The organism is Imperialibacter sp. (genome assembly GCF_040222815.1).
Lineage (GTDB): Bacteria > Bacteroidota > Bacteroidia > Cytophagales > Cyclobacteriaceae > Imperialibacter.
Map to the genome: position 1 here is coordinate 269172 of NZ_JAVKCH010000001.1, position 18542 is coordinate 287713.

An 18542-nucleotide genomic window follows, 5' to 3' on the forward strand; every position below is an offset into this window, starting at 1 on the left:
GGGCCTTAATTTGCCATCATGACCAAGGAAGAAGCCAGAGAAGAAATAGCCAGGCTTAGCCAGGAGCTAAATTACCATAATCGCCTCTACTATCAGGAGCACAGGACTGAAATCTCCGACTTTGATTTTGATACCCTACTAAAAAAACTTCAGGAACTCGAAGTTGCGTTTCCTGAGTTTGTGGATGAAAACTCTCCCACACTTCGGGTTGGTGGTACTGTCACCAAAGACTTCGAAACGGTTGAGCACAAGTATCCTATGCTGTCGCTGGGAAACACCTACTCTGAGCAGGAGCTCCGTGATTTTGATCAAAGGGTCGCCAAAGCATTGGAGGGTGCACCCTATGAGTATTTCTGCGAAATGAAGTTTGATGGCGTGGCACTCAGCCTTACCTACGAAAACGGTCGTCTTTCCCGGGCGGTAACCAGAGGTGACGGTACCCGGGGCGATGACGTGACCAACAACGCCAGAACTATTCACAGTATCCCGCTGCGACTCACCAACGACAGTAATTATCCATCGGAATTTGAAGTGCGGGGTGAAGTGTTCCTTCCGAGGAAAATGTTTGACAAAATCAATGCTGAAAAGGAAGATATAGGTGAGCCGCTTTTGGCTAACCCAAGAAATACTGCTTCAGGCACGCTCAAGCAGCAGGATTCGGCAGCAGTGGCGAAGCGCCGCCTCGACTGTTATGTTTACTCACTGCTTGGCGTAGAAAGCCTTATTCAAACACATGAAGAAGCCGTGCATTTGCTGGAAAAATGGGGATTCAACGTATCTCTTACTTATGGTAAATGTGCCACTATAGACGATGTGCTGAAGTACATTGCTGAGTGGGAAACAAAAAGGCTCGACTTGCCCCTTGATACCGATGGTGTCGTTATCAAAGTGAATGCTATCACTCAGCAACGGATGCTTGGCTTCACGGCCAAAAGCCCCCGCTGGGCCATTGCCTACAAATACAAAACACAGAGTGCTGTTACGGAGCTGCTCGACATCACCTATCAGGTCGGGAGAACTGGCGCAGTAACCCCAGTGGCAGAATTGAAGCCGGTGCTGCTGGCCGGCACCACTGTGAAGCGGGCGTCGTTACACAATGCCAATGAAATTGCCCGACTCGATCTGCGTGTGGGTGACATGGTGTTTGTTGAAAAGGGGGGTGAGATTATTCCCAAAGTAACTGGTGTCGACACGGCACAAAGGAAACCGGGCAGCCAGGCGGTAGTTTATCTTGATAAGTGCCCGGAATGTGGAACCCCTCTGGTAAGAACGGAAGGCGAAGCAGCCCACTACTGTCCCAACACCGACGGCTGCCCACCGCAGATACAAGGCCGCATTGAGCATTTCATTCAGCGCAATGCCATGAACATCGAAAGTATGGGGCCGGAAACTATTGCTGGCCTGCTCAGTCACGGCCTGATCAGAGACCCGGCGGATATCTACTTCCTGACCTTTGAACAGCTCAATGGCCTGGAATTTTCCAGCTATTCGGAGAAAAAAGGCGATATAGTCACCAGAAGCCTGAGAGAAAAGTCTGCCCGCAACATTATCGATGCAATTGAAAAGTCTAAGGAACAGCCTTTCGAAAATGTCCTCTTCGGCATGGGCATCAGGTATGTGGGAAGAACAGTGGCCGAAAAATTAGCCACTCACTTTGGTGGCATTGAGGAGATTAGCAAAGCCAGCCACGAACAGCTACTGGAGGCACCGGAAATTGGCGAACGAATCGCTCAGTCGGTAATTGATTTCTTTGGTTCGGACAAAAGTGTCGAATTCGTCAACAAACTTTCGGCAGCCGGGTTGAAACTCAAAACAGAGGGTGGAGCTTTCGTTGCTTCCAGCGACAAACTAGCCGGACAAACTTTTGTTATTAGTGGCGTGTTCAAAGGTTTTGAACGGGACGATTTGAAGAACGTCATCAAACAAAATGGAGGCAAGGTCGTATCCTCAGTCTCGGCCAAACTCAACTTTTTGGTGGCGGGCGACAACATGGGGCCTGCAAAGCTTGAGAAGGCCAATGAGCTTGGTGTAAAAATTATTTCAGAAGACGACTTCCTAAAAATGATCAACTAATGCTGGGAAAACTATTACTACCGGTTCATACGAAGAAAGCAATAAGAAAAAGTACACTGCAAGTGTCGCCTGGTTATTCCGACGCCGATCAAATAGGGGTCATTTTTAAGTATTTGAACGACGAACACTATGAAAAGGTGCTGAGCTTTGTTCGCCAAATTCAAATAGACAAAAAAGAAGTGACCACATTGGCATTCTTTCCAAAAAAGGAAGCCATGTCCCAATATAGAATTCCTCGTTACTCCACCGACAACTTATCTGTGTGGGGTAAGCTAACTTCTGAAGAAATAGACCTATTTTTGACTCGCAACTTTGACTTCCTTATCAATTTAGATACTGAATCTCATGAGTTCGTTGACAACATCTTATCCAGAGCGAATGCAAAGTGTAAGATTGGACACTTTATGGTAGAAAGGAAAGACTTCTACCAACTGATGATACACATTGACCCTTCTACTGACTTCGAGGTATTCCTCGACAAGATTTACTTCTATATCAAAAAACTAAGGGCAAATGCATGATTGGTTAAGTGGGACTGGGGTAGCCCTGATTACTCCTTTTAATGAACAGCTGGAGATAGATTTCGACGCTTTAAAAAAAGTGCTTGATCACGTAAGCGAAGGCGGGGTTGACTACCTGGTGGTGCTGGGCACAACAGGTGAGTCTGTTACTCTTTCCATAGCGGAAAAACACAAAATACTTTCATTCGTTTTCAAGAACAACAGCAAGAACCTGCCTGTGGTGTTTGGCCTGGGAGGATATGACACCAAAGAGCTTGTGGAGTTCATGCCGCAGTTGGAGCAATATCCTTTGAAGGCACTCCTTTCTGTTACACCTTACTACAACAAACCTAACCAGGCAGGTTTGCTACAACATTTCACCTACCTGGCTGACCATAGCAAGCTGCCCATCATACTGTACAACGTACCAGGAAGAACTGGCTGCAATATCAAGGCGTCAACTACGCTGGAGCTGGCAAAGCACCCCAATATCATTGCCATCAAAGAAGCTTCGGGCGATTTGGTGCAGTGCATAGAAGTTGCCAGGTCAATGCCTGAAGGCTTTCAGTTGATATCGGGAGATGATGTGTTAACTGTACCCATACTTTCGATTGGAGGTAGCGGTGTGATATCGGTCATAGCCAATGCATTTCCAGCCGAGTTCAGTGGAATGGTTCGTCATTCAATAGCCGGAGAGACGGCAAAGGCGAGCGCTATTTTGCACAAATTGTATGAAGTAATTCAGCTCACTACTGAAGAAGGAAACCCTACAGGCATCAAGGCCATTGTGAGTGAGCTCGGTATTGGCAATGACCGGGTGAGAATGCCATTGGTTTCAGCTAGTAACGCACTGAGGGAAAAGATAAAGTCTGCTGTTCGCAGCATATAGAAATCAACCAATAGTATTGGCAATAAAAAAGCCTTCGGAAAAAATTCCGAAGGCCATAGATTCCTTTATTAAGTAAGCAGGTTATATACTAATTAACCGTTTTTCTTGTTCTGAACCTCAATTCTAATTTCTTGAGCTAAGTTCTTCAGCTCTTGCATACCCTTACGTACTCTCGTACCGGCAGCTTGGTTTTCTTTGTCATAAAATTTCACGAAGTCTCCTTCAAGTGACATAACTAAATCTCTGATTTGGTCAAATCTTTTCATATGTAAGAATTTTAGGTTATTGATGAATTAAAAAGGTTGAGCAATATAAATAAATTGTTTAAAAATGCATATCCCGAGTGCTAATTTGTGGAAAACTATCCAACTGTAGCACCTTTTGACCCTGCTTTTGCATAGATTCCTTCATCTAATTTGCCTTTAACTTTTTCAAAGGCGGCAATGGTCAGTTCCACGTCTTCAAGAGTGTGCACAGCAGTTGGGATAATGCGGAGCATAATCACTCCTTTGGGAACCACTGGATAAACAATCATTGAGCAGAAAATTCCATGATTAGTTCGCAGGTCTCTAACAAGGTTTGCTGCCTCATAAAGATCACCTTTTAACAATACCGGCGTTACCGGTGAGGTAGTAGTTCCTATGTTAAAGCCTTTGGCTCTGAAGCCGTCTTGCACAGCGTGAACAATCTTCCATAGGTTGTCCTTGTGCTGAGGTTGAGTTCTTAGTATTTCCAATCTCTTAAGCCCACCAATGATTAAAGGCATTGGGATAGACTTGGCATAAATTTGAGACCTGGTATTGTAACGAAGGAAGTCGATAATTTCTGCTTCACCGGCCACAAAAGCACCGATGCTCGCCATAGATTTGGCGAAAGTAGAAAAGTAAAGGTCGATTTGATCCTGAACTCCCTGCTCCTCTCCTGTGCCAGCGCCTGTTTTGCCCATAGTGCCAAAACCATGTGCGTCGTCCACAAGAAGCTTGAAGTTGTATTTGCTCTTGAGCGCTGCAATACCTTTCAGGTTACCCTGGTTGCCACTCATTCCGAAAACACCTTCGGTAATGACAAGGATACCCCCACCAGATTCTTCGGTAAGCTTCGTTGCCCTCTGAAGTTGCTTCTCAAGGCTGGTCATGTCATTGTGTGGATACACAAAGCGCTTGCCAATGTGCAAACGAAGACCATCTATGATACATGCATGAGATTCTGCATCGTATACGATAACATCTTTTCTATCAACAAGAGCATCTATAACCGACATGATCCCCTGATAACCGTAGTTCAGCAGCATCACATCATCCTTTTCTTCAAACTTGGCCAACTCTCTTTCAAGTTGCTCATGGTAGTTTGAATTACCAGTCATCATTCTCGCACCCATCGGATAACCAAGTCCCCAGTTGGCAGCTGCCTCGGCATCTACTTTTCTCACCTCCGGGTGGTTAGCCAAACCAAGGTAGTTGTTGAGACTCCAGGTAAGTACCTCCTGGCCTTTGAACATCATTCTTGGAGCTATTTCCCCTTCAAGTTTGGGGAACATGTAGTAATTATCATCGATGAACTTATGACGACCTAGTGGTCCCTTGTCCTGAAGAAGTTTCTCAAAAAGATCCATTTATTAATTTAGTGTTATCTGTGCGAGTTTTTCAAAAAACACACAAATCTAATAGGAATAATTCGGCATATCAAACCAACTTTAAATAATACATGTGGAGTTTAGAATTTAAAATTGAAATAGGTAGCATTGTGCTTACTGACTGTGAAAACAACATCAATGCCCAACATTAAGAAGATATTAATTGCCAACAGAGGTGAGATCGCCCTGCGGGTGATGCGAACAGCCCGGGAAATGGGGATAAAGACTGTGGCGATTTACAGCGAAGCAGATAGAAAAGCATTACACGTTAGATATGCGGACGAAGCATTCTGCGTTGGCCCCCCACCATCAAAGGAGTCATACCTTAAGATGGACACCATCATTGACGTAGCGAAAAAAGCCGGGGCCGATGCCATTCACCCCGGCTACGGCTTTCTCTCTGAAAATGCCATTTTCGCAGATAAGGTAGCGAAAGCCGGACTGATCTTTATCGGCCCGTCTCCAGCTTCTATTGAGGTAATGGGCAGTAAGCTGGCGGCCAAGGAGGCTGTTTCTCACTACGACATACCAATGGTGCCTGGTATTCAAACTGCCATCACGGATATACCTAAAGCCAAAAAACAGGCCGCTGAGGTGGGCTATCCCATACTTATTAAAGCCAGTGCAGGAGGCGGTGGCAAAGGTATGAGGATCGTGAACGAAGAGAGTGAATTTGAAGAACAAATGCAGCGGGCCATAAGTGAAGCAGAATCAGCTTTCGGCGATGGTGCTGTTTTTATCGAAAAGTATATCACCTCGCCACGACACATTGAGGTGCAGGTGCTGGGTGACCAGCATGGCAACACCATTCATTTTTTTGAAAGAGAATGCAGTATTCAGCGGCGGCATCAGAAAGTCATCGAAGAGGCGCCTTCGTCTGTCTATGGTCATGAGAAAAGAATGGCCATCGGCGAGGCAGCAGTTAGAGTGGCCAAAGCATGCGACTACTACGGCGCAGGCACGGTCGAATTCATAGTGGATGAAAATCTGGAATTCTTCTTCCTTGAAATGAACACTCGCTTGCAGGTAGAGCATCCGGTAACTGAGCAGATCACAGGTATAGATCTTGTAAGACAGCAGATATTGATTGCGGAAGGAAAGCAGCTGGAAATCAAACAGGAGGACTTAAAAATACATGGCCACTCATTGGAAGTGAGGGTATACGCAGAAGACCCTGCCAATAGCTTCCTGCCTGACATAGGGAAGCTGGTTACCTATGTGCGCCCGCAAGGGCTTGGCGTGCGGGTGGATGATGGCTTTGAGGAAGGCATGGATATACCTATATATTACGACCCAATGATTGCCAAACTGACCGTGCATGCTGAAACAAGAGAACTTGCCATCGGGAGAATGCTCAGGGCCATACACGAGTACAAAATATCAGGCATAAAAACGACGCTGCCATTTTGCAGCTTTGTTCTTCAGCATGAGGCCTTTGCATCTGGAAATTTCGATACCCGGTTTGTTGAGAAATACTTCACTCCGGCGTCGCTGGATGTTGACCTAACGGAACAGGAAGCGCAGATAGCAGCCCTCCTGGGAGTAAAGCAAATAGCCGTCACTCAAAATAGTTCCGGACAAAGTACATCCAGTTCCCCGTCGGATGTAAAGCTGAGCCGGTGGAAACAAAGAGCAAAACTGTAGCAAAAAGGAATGGCAGAGATAAGACCCTTTAAAGCCTGGAGATATAACTACAAGCTGCGAAAACAAATTGACGAACTAACTTCCCCCCTTTTTGACGTCGTTTCTGAGAAGCAGAGGGCCAGGTTGTATCAGCACCCACACAACAGTATCCATTTGTCGGTGCCGCAGGGAGAAAACGCCGCCTGGAAAGCAGGGCAAACCCTTCAAAACTGGAAGGACGAAAAAGTGATTGTTCAGGACATGGTGCCGGGCATTTATAGCTACTTCCAGTATTTTACTCTACCCGGTGAGAGTAAAGAATACTGCCGAAAGGGATTTGTCGCCTTTATCCGGGCTTACGACTGGTCGGACAAAGTGCTGATGCGACACGAAAGCACGATGCAGCATTCCGTTGACGACAGGGTGGCCATTCTTGAAGAAACGAAACTCAACGTGAGCCCCACTCACGGTTTGTATACCGACCCGGACTTCCAAATAGAGGCTATTCTGGATGCCAGCATACAACGGCCAATTTATGAAGCAGAGGACTATCAGGGAGTACGGGATGTACTGGGTGTAGTAAACGATGCGGAATCGATACGAAAAATCGTTTCCATCATGAAAGATAAGCAGATAATACTGGCCGACGGCCACCACAGGTACGAAGGATCATTGCGATACAAAAAAATGCAGTTGGCTACAGAGCCTACGGCTACCGGCAAAGAAGCCTTCAATTACCACATGATGTACTTCACCAACACGGAGGCGCACGATTTAAGAATTTTGCCTACCCATCGCCTGGTGAAAAACCTGCCAAAATTTGATCCGGCACACCTGCTTACTCAATTGGCAGCGTACTTTATCATAAAGCCGGTGGAAAATGCTTCTGATGTCAATGAGATTATCCTGGGTAAGCAATGGGCTTTTGGTTTACTCATGGGTGACGAGGCTTACAAAATCAGGCTGAAACCGGAGTGCATCGGCCTTATTGAATGGAACTTTCCTGATAAAATTAAAGAACTCGATTTGACAGTCATGCATTTCTTCATTTTTGAAAAGATATTGGGTATCGCTGGCAAAGATCAAACGAGGTCTGAAAAAATATCGTTCGAGCGAAACTTCACCGAGTGCCATTCAAGTGTATTGAGCGGAGAGGCGCATTTTGCGGTGATTACCAAAGACATATCTATCGAAACAATCAAAGAAGTGTGTTTGAGTGGGTATACCCTCCCTCAAAAGTCTACTTATTTTTACCCCAAAGTCATTTGCGGTTTTCTATTTGGATCCATTCAAGAAGATGAATTTACGTCACCCTTTGATTCTAGCCTCTAACTCTCCCAGAAGACAGCAATTGCTAAGAGAGGCGGGATTTAGTTTTGAAGTATACACCGAGCAGGTGGATGAAAGTTATCCAGCCTCCCTCGAAAAAATGGAGGTCGGCGAATACCTGGCCAGGAAAAAAAGTGCCTTTTACGGCAAAAAACTTTCAGATGCCATCATTGTAACAGCCGATACGACAGTTGTGCTGGACAATGAGCTGCTGGAAAAACCCGCTGACAGCAAAGAGGCTTTTGCAATGCTCAGCAGATTATCGGGCCGTTCGCACGACGTAATTACGGGCGTCTGCATTGCAGCACCAGACGGGGCTGACTCCTTTTCGGTATCAACCCAGGTAACCTTCAAAGAGCTGACCAATGAAGAAATTGATTACTATATCAGTAATTACAAACCATTCGACAAGGCAGGTGCCTATGGTATACAGGAGTGGATCGGAATGATTGGCATCACGGGCATAGAGGGTTCCTACTTTAATGTGGTGGGTTTACCCATTCAGGAAGTATACCAACGACTGATGAAATACAGCCTTTGAACTGCCTATAGGTACTTTATCTGAACTCATCTTTCAGCTTGCTATAAATTCTTTTCGACTTTTCCAGGCCTTCCTGATAGACTTGCGCCTCCGTCGGATCTGGCAAAAACTCCTTTTCAAAATGTACCAGCCCGGATGCGTCCTTCAGGTCCTTTAGTTCGCCAATGGCATGCAGGCCAAGAATAGCGGCACCAAAAGATGAACTTTCGGCAGAGTTGCATAGCCAGCAAGGCTTTTGAAGCACATTGGCCAGGGTTTGAATCAGGTAGTCTGACTTCGCAAAACCACCACTTACTACCACGTTTTCCACCTCTCCCGTTACGTGATCAACAGTTTCCGCAATATGATGTGCAGCCTGGAAAACACCTTCCCACACCGCTTTATAGAAATGATTTCTGGTGTGGTTCATCTGCACGCCAAAAAACACACCCTTTGATTCCGGATCCCATATCGGGGCTCTTTCGCCGAGCAGATAAGGGAGAAAAATTAAACCGTCACTACCGGATTTGATCGACCTGAGTGCCTGCTCATCAAACTCACCGTCGCCAAATTCCTTTTCAAACCACTGTGCCACCACACCTCCGTTGTTAGACGGCCCGCCAACAACGTACAAGTCGCTTGTAAGGATATAGTTAAACACACTTTGCCTGTCATCAATGACAAATCTATCGATGGTTTTACGGTAGGCGCTGCTGGTTCCGATGGTCAGCGAGGCAGTCGTTGCGTCGAGCACACCTGATCCCAGGTTGGCCAGGCAACCATCGCTGGCCCCTATAACCACCGGAGTATCGGCTTCAACACCAAGCTGCTGAGCGACGCCGACTTTGAGCTTCGGGAGAATTGTCGTTGTTGGTACTACCTCAGGCAACTGCCCCTCGTTTATTCCGGCCACCCGCAATGCCAGGTCATTCCATTTTGTCGACTCGTTATTGTACAAGCCGGTGGCAGAAGCCAGCGACTGATCCAACAGGTACTCCCCTGTCCATCGATGAATAATGTATTCTTTGATCGACACGAATTTCTCTGCCCGCTGCATCAGATCGGGTCGGTTTTTTTGCAGCCAGAGCAGTTTGCACAACGGTGACATCGGGTGAATAGGCGTGCCTGACGCAAAATAGATGGCTGAACCCTCGTCGCTGGCCTTTAGCTGTCTGGCTTCCTTGTCGCTTCGGTTATCTGCCCAAATAATCAGGTTGGTGATAGGCTCGCCATTCTTACCTATCAGCATTAGTCCATGCATCGCCGATGAAATGCTTACAGCCAGCGGCTCTTCTCCTAGCTGCTCAATCAGCGTTTTCAATGCAGTCTCCGATGCACGAACAATTTGCCCTGGAGCCTGTTCAAACCAACCCTCCTGTGGAGAAATAAGAGGGTAATTATTATTGACTACTTTGAGTTGCCTGCCATCAATGCCAAATGCAACTGCTTTTGTGCTGGTAGTGCCAATATCTAAACCGACGAGGTACTGCATCCAATTATCTTCGAAAACCTATGATCTGTAAACTTATGGCGAATTAAATCGTTTCTTTTTACTAATATGAAAACCAAGACTAAAATTTGATCCAGATGAGCGAAAGTTCTTCCTTGTTTCCAGCCCAGAGAAGTCAGCAGGTGTTCGAATATTTGTTTTTGATCCATTTGAAAGAGATAGAAAAAGATGTTGTAGCATTGAAAGATCGAGTTTTTAACGCCATTGGCAGCAGATATGCGGGTCACCATTCCACGCCACATATCTCTCTTTTTAATATCTCCAGCACTGACCAAATGGATCACATGCTGGAGCTGATGAATATCAGCTGGATGCCTTCATTTCAGGTAGATGTTAACGGATTTGACTATTACTCTCATGGGCAAAAAAGCCGGACGCTCTACGTGAATATAGAGAGAAAGGACAGTATCGTTTACCTTCAAAAGTGGCTGGCCAATTTTTTCAGACTACGGAAACATAGCTACGACCCGCACATTACCCTTGGACGAACGATCCCGATTGATTTGTTTGAGAAAGCCTGGGATGATATTAAGACCCTGCGTTTTCAAAAATCCTTTACCTGCGACAGGTTGGTCGTACTCAAGAGAAAACAGCAAAAGGAAGAGCCGTTAAAGTGGGGCCCGTACCGGGAAATTATGCTGGCAAGCAATTAGAAGCAGACATGCAATTCACGGCAAGCGGTACTATGATTTCAGCCACGTCGGCTTAGTGATCGACTCGTGTTCTTTCCCAATAATATCCTTATAGAGCGACGGTCTTCTGGCCTTTCTGTATCGGTAGCCTCCTGCCAGTGTTAGCTTCTCCGGCGTGATAGTGGCTACACTCACTTCATCTTCAAAACTCCGAATTTCGGTCAATATTTCGCCGTAAGGATCAAGGACAAGGGAATTGCCATTTTTCAGGTGCTCTCCGTCGTAGCCGATGGGGTTGGAAAAGACATAGTACACGCCGTTGTCATAGGCTCTTGCGGGTAGCCAGCGAAGCAGCCATGCCCTGCCTTTGGGCCCGTCAAACTCCATACGAAGCGGCACAGGATCGGTGTCTCTTTTTTGCCAGAGTGCATCGTCAACATACCCCCTGCCAGGCATGGCCGAAGGTGTGCACATGGTTACGTGGGGCGCAAAAATGACCTCAGCACCTAACAGTGCGGTGGCCCTCACATTTTCTACCACATTATTATCGTAGCAAATCAGGATGCCACATGTCCAACCCAGCAGGTCAAAAACAACATATTCGTTACCTGGACTGAGGTACTCACTAATGAATGGATGAAGCTTACGAAACTTGGCTATCACACCATCTTTTGTTACACACACATAGGTGTTGTATACTTTATCTCCGTCCAGCTCCACAAGACCGGCCAGCACCGCTATGTTGTGTTTTCTGGAGATGTCTATCAGCCGCCGACAGCTTGATCCATCAGGAACTGTCTCGGCATGAGCAAATACCTCATCCTTTGAAAGGTTCTTGAAGAAGGTGTAGGCAGTAATGGACATTTCATGAAAGCTGACCACGTCGGCACCCTTATCGCTGGCAGCTTTGGTGAGCTTATCAATCACTGAGAGGTTGTAAGCTTTGTCGCCATCCTTAGGTTGAAATTGGGCAACTGCAATTTTTATCGGCTTCTTTTCCATAGAAAAATAAAGGGGCTCGAAGCCCCTTTTTTGTTAGAAATAATACCTTCTGAATGCTTCAATGGCTTCATACTCAGCAAGGCCAAGTAAATCGTAAATCCTGGCGGTGTCGTGGTTTCTGTCTTCAGCTCGTTGCCAGAACTCTCTGGCGTCGTTGCCGGGGAACACAGCAGCGTCTTTCTGCGACTGGTGCTTGAAGATGGCCTTTCGTTTTCTCATCAGCTCGTCGGGGCTAATAGGCACGGCCATGTCAATGTTCTCAATCTCCCATTCCTGCCATGCACCTCTGTAGAGCCAAACCCTACAGTCATCCATCCATTTCTCACCCTTCATTCTGTCGACGGCCTGGAGAATGGCATCAAGACATACCCTGTGCGTGCCGTGTGGATCCGACAAGTCACCAGCTGCGTAGATTTGATGAGGCTTCACCTTGTCAAGCAAGTCCATGATGAGCTTGATGTCATCTTCACCAATCGGTTTCTTTCTTACTTTACCTGTTTCGTAGAACGGCATATCCAGGAAGTGCATTTGCTCGTCAGGAATGCCCACATAACGAGCACCAGCCTTGGCTTCTGAGCGCCTGATCAATGCTTTGATCTTCATCACTTCTGGTGTGTCTACCTCTCCTGGCTTTTTCTTTTTCAAAGCTTCCTTCACTCCTTTATAGAGATCTGTTTCCTGAGGATTGGAATAGTTGAATTCTTTTCTCAAGTCACGGAAAAAGTCAGCAAAACGGATCACATCGTCATCAAACACCGCAATATTGCCAGATGTCTGGTAAGCTACATGAACCTCGTGACCCTGGTCAACCAGCCTGATAAACGTACCGCCCATGCTGATTACATCGTCGTCGGGGTGTGGACTGAAGATGATCGCACGTTTGGTGGCAGGCATTGCCCTTTCCGGACGATGCGTGTCGTCAGCATTGGGCTTGCCTCCAGGCCATCCGGTAATGGTGTGCTGCAGCTCATTGAACAACCTGATATTGATCTGATAGGCAGGGCCATGTTCTGTCACCAGATCACTCATGCCATGTTCGGCATAGTCTCTGTCGGTCAATTTCAAAATAGGCTTATCCATCTTCTGGCAAAGCCAGATAATGGCTTTCTTCGTCAGGTAGTCGTCCCAGGTTACTTCACCTACCAGCCATGGCATTTTCACCCTCGTCAGTTCGGCCGAAGCAGAAATATCCAGATAGAACTGTGTGTTTGAATGACGCTGCAGATACGTAGCTGGCACTTGCTCAGACACGTCGCCTTCTATTGTTCTTGCTATAACTTTGGCTTTTCCTTCACCCCAGGCCATCAGAATAATCTTTTTGGCTTTCATGATAGTGCCTACACCCATGGTGATGGCATGACGAGGGACATTTTCCTGCGCAAAAAAGTCGCTTGCAGCATCTACCCTTGTGATGTGGTCAAGGGTAATCATTCTTGTTGGTGAGGTTATGGAAGAACCCGGCTCGTTGAAGCCGATGTGACCTGTGCGGCCAATGCCCAAAAGCTGAAGGTCAATACCTCCTACGCTGTCAATTTTCGCTTCATAGTTGCGGCAATATTCATAAACGTTTTCTTTAGCTACGGTGCCGTCAGGTATATTTACGTTGGCCATGTCTATGTCCACATGGTCAAAAAGGTACTCTTTCATGAACCGCACGTAGCTTTGTAGTTCATTCGGCTGCATAGGAAAATACTCGTCCAGGTTGAATGTGATCACATTTTTGAAGCTGAGCCCTTCTTCCTTGTGCATTCTTACGAGCTGGTTGTACACCTGGGTTGGGGTGGAACCGGTGGCAAGCCCCAGCACACACTTTTCTCCTTTGGCAGCCTTAGCTTTTATCAGTTCAGCAATTTCTTTGGCCACATTGAGCGAAGCAAGCTGACTGGTGGGCAAAATCTCTGTGGGAATTCTCTCAAAACGAGTCAGTTCCTTTTTATCTACTGTTCTGATGTCAGGCACAGCGACGAAGTCGTATCCTTTGGCGGTTTTTGTTGTCATCTTGGTGTCGTTTGTTTCCAAATCTGTTGCAAGGTATAAAAAATGTGTGCGCACACAAAGCTATTTGAAAGCATTTTTTTTAGTTTTGTTCAATCAACTGATGAAAACACAATCTCCGGAGTATCTATCATTACCAGTTCCAAGAGCAACCCTTCAATTCTGCTCCGGCAGGGCCTTCTCCGCTGGGCGTATCCTTTTATGTCCATTTTTCAGGTGTGAGCCTTTCAAATTACTACTTCTGCGATTGAATTTTTGCTATTGTAGGAAATTTCATGAAATTTTAGCTAAAAGCATACGACCAACCCAGTTCCTTTATGCATCTTCCTATTTTACTTACTATAGGCATCATTTTCGGTATAACTATCCTGGTTGTACTTGTATGTAATAATTTTAGAATCCCCTACCTCGTTGGTTTTCTTCTCACAGGAATCATTGTAAGCCCCACCACCTTCGGTATCTTAAATGGTGCTACCGAGGTGGAAGTGTTTGCAGAAATTGGTGTCATTCTACTTCTTTTTTCGGTTGGGCTTGAGTTTTCGATCAAGAACCTGCTGAAGATTAAGAAATATGTGCTAGTGGGAGGCACGCTTCAAGTGATATTCACAATTCTGCTTTCAACGCTTCTCTCCAGGCTCTTTGGTGTTTCATGGAATCAGGCAGTATTCCTTGGGTTTATTGTCACTTGCAGCAGCACTGCAATAGTGATCAAGCAGCTCCAGGACAGAATAGAAATTCCTACAAGCCACGGCAAGCTGATCCTTGCCATTCTGTTGTTTCAAGACATTGCCATCGTTCCTATGATGCTTTTGGTACCTATCCTTTCGGGGCAGAGCAGCGATTGGGTCATGGACATTGCCATTCTGGTACTCAAGCTTGCGGCACTTTTGGCAGGTGCTGTGCTGGCGGCCCGATACCTTATTCCACCTTTTTTAGTGATTGTGATGAAAACTAAAAGCCAGGAGGTGTTTCTGATTGCCACCATCTTTATTGTTTGCATGATAACCACCATCACGTCCTACCTTGGCCTTTCGCTGGCACTGGGAGCATTTATTGCGGGTTTGATTGTGGCTGAAACCGACTATAATAAACTGGCCATTAGCTGCTTTTTACCTTTCAGGTATGTCTTTATCAGCTTCTTCTTTATTTCGCTTGGCATGCTCCTCGACTATCGCATATTTTTTGAAAGTCCACTGCTTGTGATGATGGGAGTATTTCTCGTTCTTATCCTTAAGTTTTTCGGTGGCTTTTTTGCCGGAAAGTCGCTGCAGGTACCCACGAAGACTGCAATCATTTCCTCTCTTATGATCATGCAGGTTGGGGAGTTTTCCTTCATCCTGGTCAAAGCTGGATTCAATCAGGGACTGATTTCAGAAACGAACTTTAAGGTTTTCATTCCGGTTGCTATCATAACGATGGCCATTACTCCGTTGGTCATTCAAAACGCCGACAGGCTTTCTAACATTTTTGCTAAACCAGCTTCTGCATGAGCGAAAAACCAAAACTATATGGTGCCGATTGGTGCCCCAAAACATCAGGGTTTCGTAATTATCTTCAAAGTGAGTGGGTAGACTTCGAATTTCTGGACATCGAAAAAGACGATAAGGCGATGGAGGAAGTGAAGGCGATGAACGGAGGGCTGGTCAAATTCCCGATGGTTGTGGTGGGTGACGACAAAATGAAAAACCCTCCCATAGAAAAACTACGGGAGAGCTTGAAAAGGAACAAGTTGGTGTGACCGCCTGCCTGCCAACTTACTATTCGTATTTCAGATTATCAACCGGATTTGATCTCGCAGCCTTGAAGGATTGAAAGCTGACAGTGACCAACCCAACAAGGATGACTATCAGGCTGGACACAACGAAAGTGCCCAGGCTCAAGCCAACTCTGTAAGCAAAATCGTTCAGCCAAAGGTTCATCGCATACCAGGCTAATGGAATGGCGACAATTATGGCTATCACCAGGAGGATAGAAAATTCGGTGAAGAGCAGCCTCACCAGCGAGAACACCTCAGCACCCAGCACTTTGCGAATACCAAGCTCCTTCTTTCTTCTTTCGGCAGTGTAGGCCGAGAGTCCAAAAAGCCCCAGACAGCCTATAAAGATGGCTAGCCCTGAAAAAACGGCGAAGATAGTGCCTAGCTGGCTCTCCGACCGGTACTTTGCTTCGAAAGACTGGTTCAGAAACTGATATTCGAAAGGAATGCCCCCGGCGACCTGACTCCAGGTTTCTTCAAGGTCGGCCAATGTCCTGGAAAGGTTGTCTGTCTTTAGTCTTACAGCCATGTGGTCTGCTGAGTATTTTGTGATGAATAGTAAAACAGGCACTACATTGTTTCTCAACGATTCGAAGTGAAAATCCTTTACCACACCAAGAACCGTGAATTCCTTTTTACCTTGCACACCGAAATCACCCAGCACCTTAATCTTTTGGCCCGTAGCCTGCTCAATGCCAAACCTTTTCGCAGCAGTTTCATTGATCACAACCCCCGAAGAATCACTTGGCATTTGGATATCAAAGTCCCGCCCGCTGAGAACCTCCATTTCAAAGGTCTTTAGGTAATCAAAATCAACAGACCAGACCTGGCACGAAACTGATTCTTCAATGCTGGTTGTGCCCTCGGGGAGAAACGGCTGGTCGGAGCGGAAGTCGCTCAGAGGATAAAAAGAGGATATAGAGGTATTTACGACAGAAGCATTCTTGGCTAGTTCGTTCCTGAGCACTTTGTTCTTGTCTCCAAGGTTACCAACATTTTCAAGTATTATTACCTGTTCTCTGTCAAAGCCCAGGTCCCGGTTTTGAGTGTAATTCAATTGACTGTACACCGTAAGAGACCCAATAATAAGGAACAACGAAGTGGCGAATTGAAAAACCACCAGCACGTTTCGAAACCAGCTAGCCCTGCTACCTGCCTGGTAAGTGCCTTTCAAAACCGCAGTCGGCTGATACTTCGACAGGTAAAAGGCTGGATAAAGCCCGGCCAATACACCAATGCCAAACACGGCGGCAACGAGATAAACCCAAACAATTGGCCGATCGAGTAGGATGTGCCCGACTTCTTTTCCGCTGAAGCTGTTGAAAAGCGGCAGCAGCAATACCACGAGAATAACAGCGACCAGGGAAGCCAGAAAGGCGAACAGAATGGATTCAGTAAGAAATTGGCTAATGAGCTGTCGGCGCACCGATCCGAGCACCTTCTTGATCCCTACCTCCTTGGCCCTCATGGCGGCTCTTGCTGTAGACAGGTTCATGAAATTAATGCAGGCAATAACCAGAATAAATAAAGCGATGGCACTGAAAATGTAAACATATTCCATGCTTCCATTGGCCTCCACTTCAACGGCCAAATGAGAATTAAGATGAATGTCGGCCACTGGCTGAAGGTAATAGTTGATATGATCGCCACTTGCCATCATCTCATTAAAGTCCACACCCACCATTTCCTTGAGCTGCGGAGCAAAATACTTTTCATACACCGAGGCAAATTTCGCTTCAAGGCCTGTTTCGTCGTTCTGGGCATTCAGCAAAAAATAGGTGTAGTAGTTATTGCCCAGCCAAACATTGTCATTGCCCCGGTCGTTTTCTATCGAAATCAAGAGCTCCGGATGAAAATGGCTGTTTTCAGGCAGATCCTCATACACGCCGGAAACCTTTACGGTTAACCGTTCATCTATCTTAACGCTCTCCCCAACGGGGTTCATATCGCCGAATATCTTTTTAGCAGAAGAATGAGACAATACAATAGTATTGGGTTCGGTAATGGCATTATCCAGGGAGCCGTATATGGTGGGAAACCGAAAAATATCCAGCAGCCCCTGCGAAGCATAAAATATGTTCTTTTGTTTATAGAAAGCATCTCCTTTTTTAACGAGGCCAGTACCGTAGGTTCGCATTTTGCCGGCCATTTCAATCTCAGGGAAGTCCTTCAAAAATGACTCTGCCATAGGAGCAGGCGTGACAGGAAAATCGAATTGGTTGTTGCCAAACCTCAGGTCTGACGCCACCCTGTATATCCTTTTATAGTCGGGATGGAACTTGTCATAGCTGAGCTCATCCATCACAAAAAGCATGATAAAAAGACAGCTTGCCAACCCTATGGCGAGGCCGGAGATGTTCAGGAAAGAATAGAACCGGTAGCGGTTCAGGTTCCTGAGAGCAATCATTAGGTTGAAACGAATCATTGTTGTTGTATTTGAGTTTGACTTTAGCTTTTTCAATGCAAAAGGGCGCAGAAAGTTGATCACATGGTACCAATAGACGATACCCGCCTTCCGCCTTCCCTTCTGTTTATAAGTTCTGAAATAGTACTCAGCAAGATCACCTTGCACCTCTTCCAGCAACTCGCCCTTACAGAAGAATTCCAGCAACCTGTCGGCCCAAATGGGTGGTCTTCCGATGTCTGGAGACGAATTGTTCATACTTTTCCAATATTCAAATCGGGGAGCTGACTCCACAAATTAACCCGCACATCCTTTGAATCAGTCAGGGCCTTTTTCCCTAAACCAGTCATTTGAAAGACCCTTTTTCGTCTTCCTCCCCGCTCCTGCGTGCCTTCCTTCATGCCGGACTCCACATATCCCTTTTCTTGCAGGCGGTTGAGCGTGGCGTGCACAGCACCAATGGCAGCACTGCGCCCTGTTTGCTTTTCAAGCTCGTCTCGGATACCCAGTCCATAGGCATCCTGGCCAAGCACCCCTACTATCAACAAGATGATTTCTTCAAACTCACCCAATACGTCGCCTTTCATAGTCACTCTATTTTGTAGAACTAATACGAAGGTAAGGGGATATTTGTTCTACAAAAGAGAGCAAAAGAATAATTTTTATATAGAAAGAG

At 46.2% G+C, this 18542-nt stretch carries 16 protein-coding genes; 9 read left to right on the top strand and 7 right to left on the bottom strand.

What is annotated here, in order from left to right; translation table 11 throughout:
* Nucleotides 1–18: 18 nt before the first annotated feature.
* From ligA to dapA, 3 genes are read left to right on the top strand one after another with little or no spacing between them, the layout of a single operon-like run.
* Nucleotides 19–2073 (top strand): NAD-dependent DNA ligase LigA, encoded by a 2055-nt coding sequence (ligA, locus tag RIF36_RS01065; protein ID WP_350118726.1) that lies wholly within the window; start codon nucleotides 19–21, stop codon nucleotides 2071–2073.
* Nucleotides 2073–2594 (top strand): DUF6913 domain-containing protein, encoded by a 522-nt coding sequence (locus tag RIF36_RS01070; RefSeq protein WP_350118729.1) that lies wholly within the window; start codon nucleotides 2073–2075, stop codon nucleotides 2592–2594. Before ligA ends, RIF36_RS01070 begins: the two co-directional genes overlap by 1 nt.
* Nucleotides 2587–3462 (top strand): 4-hydroxy-tetrahydrodipicolinate synthase, encoded by an 876-nt coding sequence (gene dapA, locus RIF36_RS01075; protein ID WP_350118732.1) that lies wholly within the window; start codon nucleotides 2587–2589, stop codon nucleotides 3460–3462. The genes RIF36_RS01070 and dapA overlap by 8 nt, the downstream gene beginning before the upstream one ends.
* Nucleotides 3463–3554: 92 nt before the next feature.
* Here dapA and RIF36_RS01080 read toward each other — a convergent pair whose 3' ends face one another.
* On the bottom strand, nucleotides 3555–3728 hold the full coding sequence (locus RIF36_RS01080) for a BF3379 family histone-like protein (protein ID WP_151996684.1): 174 nt from the start codon (nucleotides 3726–3728) through the stop codon (nucleotides 3555–3557).
* A 95-nt stretch (nucleotides 3729–3823) separates the two neighbouring features.
* Nucleotides 3824–5074 (bottom strand): aminotransferase class I/II-fold pyridoxal phosphate-dependent enzyme, encoded by a 1251-nt coding sequence (locus RIF36_RS01085; protein ID WP_350118735.1) that lies wholly within the window; start codon nucleotides 5072–5074, stop codon nucleotides 3824–3826.
* A 159-nt stretch (nucleotides 5075–5233) separates the two neighbouring features.
* On the opposite strand from RIF36_RS01085, the gene RIF36_RS01090 reads away from it, so the two are divergent.
* Genes RIF36_RS01090 through RIF36_RS01100 form a run of 3 tightly spaced genes read left to right on the top strand, consistent with a single transcriptional unit; the run spans nucleotide 5234 to nucleotide 8588 of the window.
* On the top strand, nucleotides 5234–6739 hold the full coding sequence (locus tag RIF36_RS01090; RefSeq protein ID WP_350118738.1) for an acetyl-CoA carboxylase biotin carboxylase subunit: 1506 nt from the start codon (nucleotides 5234–5236) through the stop codon (nucleotides 6737–6739).
* Nucleotides 6740–6748: 9 nt separating this feature from the next.
* Nucleotides 6749–8050 carry a DUF1015 domain-containing protein gene (locus RIF36_RS01095; protein WP_350118741.1) on the top strand — a complete coding sequence of 434 codons (1302 nt, stop codon included), beginning with the start codon at nucleotides 6749–6751 and terminating at the stop codon, nucleotides 8048–8050.
* Nucleotides 8034–8588 (top strand): Maf family nucleotide pyrophosphatase, encoded by a 555-nt coding sequence (locus RIF36_RS01100; RefSeq protein WP_350149248.1) that lies wholly within the window; start codon nucleotides 8034–8036, stop codon nucleotides 8586–8588. Before RIF36_RS01095 ends, RIF36_RS01100 begins: the two co-directional genes overlap by 17 nt.
* Before the next feature lie 16 nt (nucleotides 8589–8604).
* Here the strand turns inward: RIF36_RS01100 and RIF36_RS01105 are convergent, their stop codons facing one another.
* Complete coding sequence (locus RIF36_RS01105) at nucleotides 8605–10059, bottom strand: gluconokinase (protein ID WP_350118747.1); 1455 nt, start codon at nucleotides 10057–10059, stop codon at nucleotides 8605–8607.
* Between the two features lie 95 nt (nucleotides 10060–10154).
* Here RIF36_RS01105 and RIF36_RS01110 point away from each other — a divergent pair, with 95 nt between their 5' ends.
* Nucleotides 10155–10730 (top strand): 2'-5' RNA ligase family protein, encoded by a 576-nt coding sequence (locus tag RIF36_RS01110; protein WP_350071707.1) that lies wholly within the window; start codon nucleotides 10155–10157, stop codon nucleotides 10728–10730.
* Between the two features lie 30 nt (nucleotides 10731–10760).
* On the opposite strand, the gene RIF36_RS01115 is transcribed toward RIF36_RS01110, so the two are convergent.
* Nucleotides 10761–11711 carry a nitrilase family protein gene (locus tag RIF36_RS01115; RefSeq protein ID WP_350118750.1) on the bottom strand — a complete coding sequence of 317 codons (951 nt, stop codon included), beginning with the start codon at nucleotides 11709–11711 and terminating at the stop codon, nucleotides 10761–10763.
* A gap of 33 nt (nucleotides 11712–11744) precedes the next feature.
* On the bottom strand, nucleotides 11745–13709 hold the full coding sequence (nagB, locus tag RIF36_RS01120) for a glucosamine-6-phosphate deaminase (RefSeq protein ID WP_350118753.1): 1965 nt from the start codon (nucleotides 13707–13709) through the stop codon (nucleotides 11745–11747).
* Between the two features lie 314 nt (nucleotides 13710–14023).
* Between nagB and RIF36_RS01125 the strand changes: the two genes are divergently transcribed.
* Entirely contained in the window at nucleotides 14024–15196 is a 1173-nt protein-coding gene (locus tag RIF36_RS01125; protein WP_350118756.1) for a cation:proton antiporter, read from the top strand.
* Entirely contained in the window at nucleotides 15193–15444 is a 252-nt protein-coding gene (locus tag RIF36_RS01130) for a glutaredoxin family protein (RefSeq protein WP_151996694.1), read from the top strand. Before RIF36_RS01125 ends, RIF36_RS01130 begins: the two co-directional genes overlap by 4 nt.
* Nucleotides 15445–15463: 19 nt before the next feature.
* On the opposite strand, the gene RIF36_RS01135 is transcribed toward RIF36_RS01130, so the two are convergent.
* Both RIF36_RS01135 and RIF36_RS01140 read right to left on the bottom strand, forming a co-directional pair.
* A complete protein-coding gene (locus RIF36_RS01135; RefSeq protein WP_350118758.1) occupies nucleotides 15464–18124 on the bottom strand; it encodes an ABC transporter permease in 2661 nt (886 codons plus the stop codon).
* Nucleotides 18121–18453: a PadR family transcriptional regulator gene (locus tag RIF36_RS01140; protein WP_350071692.1), complete on the bottom strand. Its 333-nt coding sequence runs from the start codon at nucleotides 18451–18453 to the stop codon at nucleotides 18121–18123. Before RIF36_RS01140 ends, RIF36_RS01135 begins: the two co-directional genes overlap by 4 nt.
* Nucleotides 18454–18542: the final 89 nt, after the last annotated feature.

Coding starts and splice junctions, on each gene's coding strand:
- ligA (WP_350118726.1), top strand. CDS start 19: ATGACCAAGGAAGAAGCCAGAGAAGAAATAGCCAGGCTTAGCCAGGAG.
- RIF36_RS01070 (WP_350118729.1), top strand. CDS start 2,073: ATGCTGGGAAAACTATTACTACCGGTTCATACGAAGAAAGCAATAAGA.
- dapA (WP_350118732.1), top strand. CDS start 2,587: ATGCATGATTGGTTAAGTGGGACTGGGGTAGCCCTGATTACTCCTTTT.
- RIF36_RS01080 (WP_151996684.1), bottom strand. CDS start 3,728: ATGAAAAGATTTGACCAAATCAGAGATTTAGTTATGTCACTTGAAGGA.
- RIF36_RS01085 (WP_350118735.1), bottom strand. CDS start 5,074: ATGGATCTTTTTGAGAAACTTCTTCAGGACAAGGGACCACTAGGTCGT.
- RIF36_RS01090 (WP_350118738.1), top strand. CDS start 5,234: ATGCCCAACATTAAGAAGATATTAATTGCCAACAGAGGTGAGATCGCC.
- RIF36_RS01095 (WP_350118741.1), top strand. CDS start 6,749: ATGGCAGAGATAAGACCCTTTAAAGCCTGGAGATATAACTACAAGCTG.
- RIF36_RS01105 (WP_350118747.1), bottom strand. CDS start 10,059: ATGCAGTACCTCGTCGGTTTAGATATTGGCACTACCAGCACAAAAGCA.
- RIF36_RS01110 (WP_350071707.1), top strand. CDS start 10,155: ATGAGCGAAAGTTCTTCCTTGTTTCCAGCCCAGAGAAGTCAGCAGGTG.
- RIF36_RS01115 (WP_350118750.1), bottom strand. CDS start 11,711: ATGGAAAAGAAGCCGATAAAAATTGCAGTTGCCCAATTTCAACCTAAG.
- nagB (WP_350118753.1), bottom strand. CDS start 13,709: ATGACAACAAAAACCGCCAAAGGATACGACTTCGTCGCTGTGCCTGAC.
- RIF36_RS01125 (WP_350118756.1), top strand. CDS start 14,024: ATGCATCTTCCTATTTTACTTACTATAGGCATCATTTTCGGTATAACT.
- RIF36_RS01130 (WP_151996694.1), top strand. CDS start 15,193: ATGAGCGAAAAACCAAAACTATATGGTGCCGATTGGTGCCCCAAAACA.
- RIF36_RS01135 (WP_350118758.1), bottom strand. CDS start 18,124: ATGAACAATTCGTCTCCAGACATCGGAAGACCACCCATTTGGGCCGAC.
- RIF36_RS01140 (WP_350071692.1), bottom strand. CDS start 18,453: ATGAAAGGCGACGTATTGGGTGAGTTTGAAGAAATCATCTTGTTGATA.